The organism is Hyella patelloides LEGE 07179, assembly GCF_900659865.1.
Taxonomy (GTDB): Bacteria; Cyanobacteriota; Cyanobacteriia; order Cyanobacteriales; family Xenococcaceae; genus Hyella; species Hyella patelloides.
Genome location: NZ_LR214059.1, coordinates 1 through 8,623, shown reverse-complemented (window position 1 = coordinate 8,623; position 8,623 = coordinate 1). Strand labels below are relative to the sequence as shown.

General features: G+C 37.9%; 7 protein-coding genes and 1 tRNA gene. 2 read left to right on the top strand and 6 right to left on the bottom strand.

The annotated features are described in order from the left end of the window. From H1P_RS37815 to H1P_RS28315, 3 genes are all read right to left on the bottom strand, one after another. Window positions 1-349: hypothetical protein (locus H1P_RS37815; protein ID WP_222427289.1), on the bottom strand; the 349-nt coding region annotated here is incomplete at its 3' end. Window positions 350-572: 223 nt separating this feature from the next. Beyond that, the gene (locus H1P_RS28320) at window positions 573-1,730 is read right to left on the bottom strand and encodes an L-dopachrome tautomerase-related protein (protein ID WP_144874033.1); all 1,158 of its coding nucleotides are present in this window, start codon (window positions 1,728-1,730) and stop codon (window positions 573-575) included. Window positions 1,731-2,299: 569 nt separating this feature from the next. Beyond that, window positions 2,300-2,371 (bottom strand) — tRNA-Val (locus H1P_RS28315). A 284-nt stretch (window positions 2,372-2,655) separates the two neighbouring features. On the opposite strand from H1P_RS28315, the gene H1P_RS28310 reads away from it, so the two are divergent. After that, entirely contained in the window at window positions 2,656-4,578 is a 1,923-nt protein-coding gene (locus H1P_RS28310; RefSeq protein ID WP_246141991.1) for a transglycosylase domain-containing protein, read from the top strand. A gap of 27 nt (window positions 4,579-4,605) precedes the next feature. Here the strand turns inward: H1P_RS28310 and H1P_RS28305 are convergent, their stop codons facing one another. Next, window positions 4,606-4,923 carry a DUF1825 family protein gene (locus H1P_RS28305; protein ID WP_144874031.1) on the bottom strand — a complete coding sequence of 106 codons (318 nt, stop codon included), beginning with the start codon at window positions 4,921-4,923 and terminating at the stop codon, window positions 4,606-4,608. Between the two features lie 112 nt (window positions 4,924-5,035). Between H1P_RS28305 and H1P_RS28300 the strand changes: the two genes are divergently transcribed. Next, the gene (locus H1P_RS28300) at window positions 5,036-5,839 is read left to right on the top strand and encodes a YdcF family protein (RefSeq protein WP_144874029.1); all 804 of its coding nucleotides are present in this window, start codon (window positions 5,036-5,038) and stop codon (window positions 5,837-5,839) included. 156 nt (window positions 5,840-5,995) lie between these two features. On the opposite strand, the gene H1P_RS28295 is transcribed toward H1P_RS28300, so the two are convergent. Continuing rightward, on the bottom strand, window positions 5,996-8,113 hold the full coding sequence (locus H1P_RS28295) for a bifunctional diguanylate cyclase/phosphodiesterase (protein ID WP_246141990.1): 2,118 nt from the start codon (window positions 8,111-8,113) through the stop codon (window positions 5,996-5,998). A 157-nt stretch (window positions 8,114-8,270) separates the two neighbouring features. Beyond that, entirely contained in the window at window positions 8,271-8,408 is a 138-nt protein-coding gene (locus tag H1P_RS36645; RefSeq protein ID WP_186376190.1) for a hypothetical protein, read from the bottom strand. Between the last annotated feature and the right edge of the window lie 215 nt (window positions 8,409-8,623).

The following is an 8,623-nucleotide window of genomic DNA, read 5'->3' as shown; positions in this document are numbered from 1 at the left end:
TTTTTTGTCTTAATATCCATTTACCCAATCGATATATACAGTATATAAAGATTATTAATATCAGAATCGGCATCAATACAAACACAGATATTATCCAAATAAAAAACCAATTGTCAACTTGATTTAGGTATGAATTTAGTTGTTCTTCTAACTGAGGATTTTCCTGACATTTATATTCTGGAGTTCGAGAACTAAATATTAACTCATCACCATTCTCAAGTATGCATTGATTCTCTTTTGCTAAGGATAGATGTTTATCCGATAATATTCTCGCGTTAATCATTGGTGCAGCTATGAGAAGAATTGCAATAATCACGAGAATTATAACTATTTTTATTCCTCTATTCATATTAATTTGATTTTGATTATAGATTATATTATTAGCGTTTAGTTATTGATTTTTGAGAATAATTATTTAATTGTTTATAAGGCAAAACAATACTACATAAAAGTATCATAATTACACATTTAGAGCTACTTTTCTTGCTCAAAAAATAACTTTTGTAATCAACTTAGTTTTTTGGTTTCAGAATTGGCGATCGCTCTTAGAGAAAGTTCAAGAAAAATCAAATTTATCTACCTACTTTGCCTGATGCTAATGCAGGGAATCTAACTAAATAAAAGGGAGGTTGAGCAGCATTTTCATCATTATTCAGTGGGGGAGAATTGTGCAGTTGATTGAGGGTAACGTAAACATAATTATCCTTACTAAATGCCATCCCATCAGTCCACCTTAGTAGATTATCATCTTGATAGAGGGTGCGATAGTTACCGCTTGGCTCGACAACACCAATCGCATTATCAGTAATTGAAGTAATATAAACATTACCCGCACCATCTACGGTAATTCCGTCACAAATTGGCTTATCGCCGTAGCGTTGTACCTTACTCGATAACTCTTCAGAGGATAAAGATTCATCCAATAAGTCTGCTGTGGCAATACGATATAAAGATGTACCACTCATAGGTGCATAGTAAACCCACTGGTTATCAGGATCGACTGTAATGGGATTCACGCCAATTTTAGCTGGTTCTCCTGCTAAAGTAATAGTGCGATCGTCTATTACCATTGCGATATCTTCAGGGCGTGTCGATCGATCTCCTTCTAATACCCTACGGGAAAATCCTGTATTAAGATCAACCACAATCAAAGCTGAATCATTGCCCCCAGCAGTATCGGTAATGTAAATTGCATTATGTTCTAAATCTACAGCAAGATCGTTTAAAAAAGGGCTATCCTTAATAATTGGCTGTGGAATGTAGATAACTTGGTATAATTCGTTATTTATCGTATCCCAAGCCACAATTTTACCAGGTTGCCCATTTCCCGAACTGGGATCGGCTTCGCTGGCAGGCTTCGCCCGATCGAGCATCCAGACAACACCATTTTCATCGGAGCGCAAGCCTAAAACTGTATGCAATCCTACCCCATTGGAATTTGGTTCGCTACTCCAAGCCTCATTAGGAAAAGCGACAACGCTCCCATTATCCATTACTTCAACTACCCGCAACGGCGCACCAAAAAACTGATGCTGACTCATAATCAATCTTCCCTGGGGGGTAATAGCAATATTTCCAGGAGGATGTTCTGAGGAAAATTCAGCAACAATCTCAATATCTTGTATTTGTGAAGAACTTAAAACAGCAGGGTTCAATATAGTTGAAATGAAGAAAACAATAATGGTGACAGAAATTAAGTAAGCAACGAAACGCGATAAACGAAACTTCATTTTTAGTCCTCGACTTTTCTCCGATCGACTTCAAACTTTTACAGTAGGGAAGCTTATCCTAATATAAGTCCCAGTTTTCTTTCTGCACTTTGAGAAACCTTTCCCATATTCTCTTAAGCAACCTTCCTCTAGAATAAATTATTGAAAAATTTTCTCTGTAGTATAATTATAACTTATTACTTTCCGACAAATGCTACAAAACAAAGCGATCGCGCAGTGCCTCGCGGAGCGCGATCGCCTGACTGATTGAAAATAATTTTTCGATACACTGACTTTAAATCAAGCTTTTTGAGAGTTTGTTTGGTTATTAACTGAGTAGCTAGCTAATAAATCAGGGTAAATATTGGATTTGACGACGTAGACTAGGTATTGTATAGTGCCTGGTCTTTTTTTACTTTACAGAAAAGACAAGTTTAAATCAAGTTTTTATGATGTATCTCAAATTACTCTTTTTTAACCATTTGCCTATATGGGAATAATAGGTAAGTGAGTGTATTTTGAGTGTAAGGTCGCCTTACGAGAATGATGTCACTAGTGAAAAGTCCAGTGTATAAATGCGCATAAGAGAATGGGCGATACTGGATTTGAACCAGTGACGTCCTGCTTGTAAGGCAGGCGCTCTACCGCTGAGCTAATCGCCCTTATCAACCAATAATAGCATAATTATTTTTTAAAGCAAACTTTTTTGCCGAATTAGAACAGCAGTCTAATTCTTGGTATTTTCAAAGTTAAGTATCAAGTGCTTTGGAGCCATTGGAAACCAAGATTTGCTTAATTGTGTCCAAAAAATGAGTAACTATGTTATGGAAATAAATTAGAAATAGATTGATTTAAAATACACTTCGTCAATTGAATTAGTTATATTAGTTTCTTAGATTGCTCATACTTGACATTGCTACCAATCTTTGGAGGAAGTAATACCACCGTGTCGTCTAAAACTCTAGGAAAAAAAACCTCATTGCCTACTAAACCAAATCCGCTATTTAGTTTTTCTTTAGGAGTTCTCAAAGCAGCTAGTGGTACAGTGCTAGGTATCACTATGATTGGCAGTGCTATTGTAGCTGGTGGATTAGTGGGTTTAGCTATTAGTTTTCGCAATCTTCCTGATGTCAGGGTTTTACGTAACTATGCACCTTCAGAAACCAACTATATTTATGATGTTAAAGGTAGGCTATTGACAAGCCTTCATGGTGAAGCCAATCGAGAAATTCTCACCTTAGAACAAATTTCTCCTGAATTAAAGCGAGCCGTTATTGCGGTAGAAGATAGTGATTTTTACCAACACAGAGGAATTAATCCTTATAGTATCGGACGTGCAGTGTGGGCAAATTATCAAAAAGGTGGGGTATCAGAGGGTGCATCTACTATTACCATGCAACTGGTCAAGAACTTATTTTTGACCACTGAGCGCACTTTAACCCGTAAATTAGCAGAAGCAATTTTAGCGATTCGGGTAGAACAAGTTTTTACCAAAGATGAAATTTTAGAGATGTATCTCAATAATATTTATTGGGGTCATAATAACTATGGTGTGCAAACCGCAGCCGAAACTTATTTTAATAAGAGTGCAGCAGAGTTAAATTTATCTGAAGCAGCAATGATGGCTGGCTTAATTCAAGCACCAGAACAGTACAGTCCTTTCTTAAATTATGAAGCAACTAAAAGAAGACAGGGTGCTGTTATTGAGCGAATGGGGGTTTTGGGCTGGATAACAGCAGAAGAAGTCGCCAAAACCAAAAAAGAACCCTTGTTGTTAGGAAAGCCCACCGCTTGGCGTACCAGTAAATTGCCTTTTATTACTGAAGCGGTAGTGGCAGAATTAGAAGAACGTTTTAGCAGAGAAAAAGTTCTTCAAGGAGGAATGAGAGTCCAAACGACTATCGATCTTTATTTTCAAAAAATGGCCGAGAAATCGGTGAAAGATAGCCATAAACGCTTACTTGGACAGGGTTTAAGAGCAGATCAAATTGCGTTGGCAGCAGTAGACCCCAGAACTCACTTTGTTAAAGCTTTAGTGGGTGGTGTGAGTCACGATCAGAGCCAATTTAATCGAGCAATGAAGTCTCGTAGACAACCAGGCTCGTCCTTTAAACCTTTTGCTTATTATGTGGCTTTTGCTAGCGGTAAATATACACCCGATACCGCTATTAATGATGCTCCAGTAAAATATAGAGTTCCTTCTGGATGGTATCGCCCACAAAATTATGGAGGAAAAAAAGATTTTGCAGGTAAGATGTCTTTGAGGGCTTCCCTGATTCAATCTCGTAATATTCCTGCGGTAAAAATTGGTAGATCTGTAGGATTAGAAAGAATTATTGAAATTTGTCGTGCCCTGGGAATTAAAAGCCCTTTACAACCAGTAATTTCTTTGCCTTTGGGTTCTATTGGGGTAACTCCTTTAGAAATGGCAGGAGCTTATGCGACTTTTGCTAGTAATGGCTGGCATTCTGACCCCACCTTAATTTTGCAAGTAGGTGACAGTAAAGGCAATGTTTTGCTAGATAATCAGCCCAAACCACAACAAATTTTAGACCCTTGGGCAACAGCTAATTTGACTAGCGTTCTTAAAGGAGTTATTGCAGAAGGAACAGGAAAAAATGCTAATATTGGTCGCACAGCAGCAGGAAAAACTGGTACAACTTCTTCGGAGAGAGATATTTGGTTTGTGGGTTATGTCCCTCAGTTAGCTACTGCGGTGTGGGTAGGCAATGATGATTATAAAAGTATCGGGAAAGGGGTTACTGGAGGAGTTCACGCTGCTCCAGTTTGGCGTTCTTTCATGTTAAAAGCTCTTGAAGATAAACCTGTAAAATACTTTCCTGCCCCTTCCAAGTTTCCCCGTCCTTAAGTAATAATGAAAGAATGAATCTTAATTTTATTCTTTGATTTCTTTTTTCATTCTTTCAAGGGTTTGATTCATTTGATCGAACATTTGTTGTGGAGTAACACCAAATTGACCCAACTGAGTTTTGAGTTGTTGTACTGTCATTTGCGCCATGAAATCTTCTGATAATTCAAAACGCTTCATAAAGATACGATAGCGTCCCATCAGTTCTTCCATGCGCTCGATAAAAAGTTTTTTTCCTTCACGGTCAAACTTTCCGTATTCGCTACCCAGTTGCATCAATGATTGGTAGTCTTCAAATAACTGCTTAGCTTCTTGTTGTACGACTTCTGAATCAAAGAATCCCATACGATTTGTTTAAAAATAAATGAATCTCGAACAATTAATCTGTTATCGATTTAATTGTTACTTATTTTATGACAGTAGAAACGAGGAACACAATACGGTTTTCCGAAATTAAATGAAAATACAGTTTGGGTTTAATGGGGGAAGAAAATATAAATTAATATGGCGATCGCTAATTATTTTAATGGTTTTTTGTTTAGCCTTATTGGGTCTTCATCTAGCTTTTAATTTAGTAATCAAACTACCTCGTAATGCTAAATCTCCTGTGGATGGTGTTTTAGTTTTAGGCGGTAGCATTAGCCGAGAAATCTACGCAGCTAAATTAGCGCAACAAAACCCTAAAATCCCCATCCTGATCACTCGCGGTTCTCCAGACCCTTGTATTGTATGGGTCTTTCAGCGAGCAAAATCACCAATGAATAATGTTTGGTTAGAAATTTGCTCTCGTTCTACTTTTACTAATTTTATGTTTGGTGTACCAATTCTGGAAAATTGGCAAGTTCAGAAGGTTAAGTTGATTACTTCAGGAACACATATTGCGAGGGCTAAGTGGTTAGCGAAAATTCTTTTAGGCTCTCACGGTATTTGGGTCGATCTCATAGTTGCACCAGAAAAAGGTGTTCCTGGGAATCACGAATCATGGGCTAAAACTGGGGTCGATTTAACTCGCAGTGTGATTTGGGCGTTTTTGAGTCAAATTATCAAGCCTCATTGTTCTGAGGTTTATCGTCTCAGTGGTGTTGATTTAGAAGCTTGGGAAGATCGCAATTTTGCCTGTGAGCGACAAGGGGGATTAAAGCAGAATTCCAGAGGAGCAAGTCACCGTTACTCCGCCTTAAAAGCGACGAGACCCCGCGTCGGACATGGCGTACAAGCTTTTGAGGTAACCTCAAAAGACAGCCACTTCGTAAGACCCTAAAGGACTCGCTACGCATCGCGCGACCGAAGGAAGTCCGTGATTGGCATCGCGCGTCGCGCAAGGGAATGCTCGTCAAGACACGACGGCACGTGACTGTTGGTCAGTAAGCTTGAGCCGTTTTGATGGGCGGTCCTCATTCTTAGTTCCTGAATAGAATTACCATTGAGGAGAAGATGCAATTAATTTTTCGGCTTCTTCTCGGCTGAGAGGTCTAGAGAAAAAGTAACCCTGTCCGTGTTCGCATTTGAGTATTTTAAGTTGCTCTAACTGAGCCATATTTTCAATGCCTTCTGCAATAACATCCATATTAAGCATATGGGCTAAAGTAATGATCGCTTTGACAATAGCAGAATTTTCCTGCCCTGATTTCATTTCACTAATAAATGAGCGGTCTATTTTTAAGGTGTCTACAGGAAAACGATGCAAATAAGAGAGAGAAGAATAACCAGTGCCAAAATCATCAATGCTGAGTTGTATCTTTTTTTGACGCAAATCTAGTAAAGTTTGGGTGGCTGTTTCCAAGTTTTCCATTAAGATACTTTCCGTAATTTCTAGCTTGAGAGAGTTAGGGGGTAGCTGGGTTTTAGCTAAAATGCAATCGATTTGTTGAATTAAGGTAGGTTCTCGTAGCTGTTTACCTGAGAGGTTGACACTCACTTTAATGGGAGAATATTCGGGATACTTGATTTGCCACTTACGTAGTTGTTGACAGGCTTCTTCTAGCAGCCAATTACCTAAAGGAATAATTAATTCTGTTTCTTCGGCGATGGGAATAAATTCCCCAGGAGAGACAAAACCACGTTCGGGATGATGCCATCTCGCTAAAGCTTCAAAACCCGAAATTTTACCCGTGCTTAAAGAGGTAATGGGTTGATAATAAACTGCAAATTCTTTCCTTTCGATACCCCTTCGGAGATCGTTTTCGATATGTAAACGCTTGATGGCACGGGTATGCATAGAGCGGTCGAATACTTCATATCGAGCTTTACCTCGTTCTTTGGCACTATACATGGTTAAGTCGGCATCTCGAAGAATATCTTCTGGTTTGTCGTATCCCTGAGAAGAAAAAGCAATTCCAATACTAGCAGTGGTAAACAGTTCGTAATTTTCCAGAGCAAAAGGAATAGTCAAAGAATTATAAATTTTTTCAGCTACTAAAGTAGCAACTTCTACATCAGAAATATTTTCTAGCAAAATTGTAAACTCATCTCCTCCCAAGCGAGCCACCGTATCTGTTGGACGCACACAATTTTCTAGACGACGAGCAATTTCTACTAATAATTTATCTCCTACCAAGTGACCCATACTATCATTGACTAATTTAAAGCGATCTAAATCGAGGAATAAAACAGCAAATAAATAGCTACTTTGGGTTTTTGTTCGTTTTAGTTCTTGTTCCAAACGATCCATAAATAAGGCACGATTGGGTAAGCCTGTAAGAGTATCGTGTAAAGCGTCATGGAGTAATTGTTGCTCCATTTTTTTGCGCTCGGTAATATCTACAATTTGATTATTAAAATGGAGTGGTTTGCCGTTATGGTCACGAACCATTACTACTTTTAGTAAAGTATCAACAGGACGACCATTTTTGGAGATATAACGTTTTTCTATTTGAAAATCTGATTCTTCTCCGTGAGCCAGTTTTTTTTCTAAACTTAGATGTAATTCTAGATCTTCGGGGTGACTAATATCAGTAAAGCTTAATTTGAGTAATTCTGTTTCGGTATAGTTTAAGGCTTCGCATAAAGACTGATTAACTCTTTTGATTTGACCCTCAAGAGTGGTAATTGCCATTCCAATAGGTGCGCTTTCAAAAGTTAAGCGAAATTGTTCTTCACTTTTTCGGATTGCTTCTTCAGCTAGTTTTTTTTGCGTAATATCTTCTGCGATACCAACAAAACGATTGAATTTTCCTTGGGAATTTCTCACAGGAAAAGCTCGCACCGACACCCAACAAATTGAACCATCAGGTCGAATAATGCGGTAGTCTTCTTCAAATTCGTCTCCTGTCCTAAATTTAGTTTCTAAAGTAGCTAAGGCTTTACCCGAATCTTCTGGATGAATTGCCATTAGCCAAGATTCGGGGTCTTCATACAAGCTTTCGCAACTTCTTCCCCAAACTTCTTCGTAAGCAGGACTAATGTATAATATTTTATCAGTTTCAGCAGAAATCATAAAAAATACTTCTTGGACATTGTCCGCTATTTGACGAAATCGCTCTTCTCTTTCTCTAACTTCTTGAAGTTGTCGTTTGAGCTTACGATTTTCTGCCAAGAGGATTTCAATCTCCTTATAGAACACCTGATGGGACATTCGGGTAACTCGATCGCATATATTACTTTTATACTATTTATATTATTCCCAAATAACTAGTTCAAATTACGATAAGGGGCAAAATAGGCGGTTGTTAATCAGATCGAAGAGTTAGAAGTTATTTTTGAACCATTAGGCGATCGCATTTTAACTGCTTTTGCAGATTGCTAAATCTATGAAAGTTATCAATACCATGAATACTTGATGCTATTTTGATAACTATTTGATTCAAAGAACTTACTGAAGAGAGTCTCATTTGTAGAGGCTCTTTTTTTATTAATAAAAGCCAAAAAACCAAAGCCCTGTTTAAGTAAAAATGGCGACTCTTAAGCTTTGGTTCTTAATTTTTTTTAGCAAAATTAGCTTGACAATTTATGGGGCTTGTAATTAAAAAGTAAGCTTACTAAACCAAATCCTAATAAAGGTAATACTGGGGTCGTTTCGGGAACAGTTTCAACGGTTACACTCTCA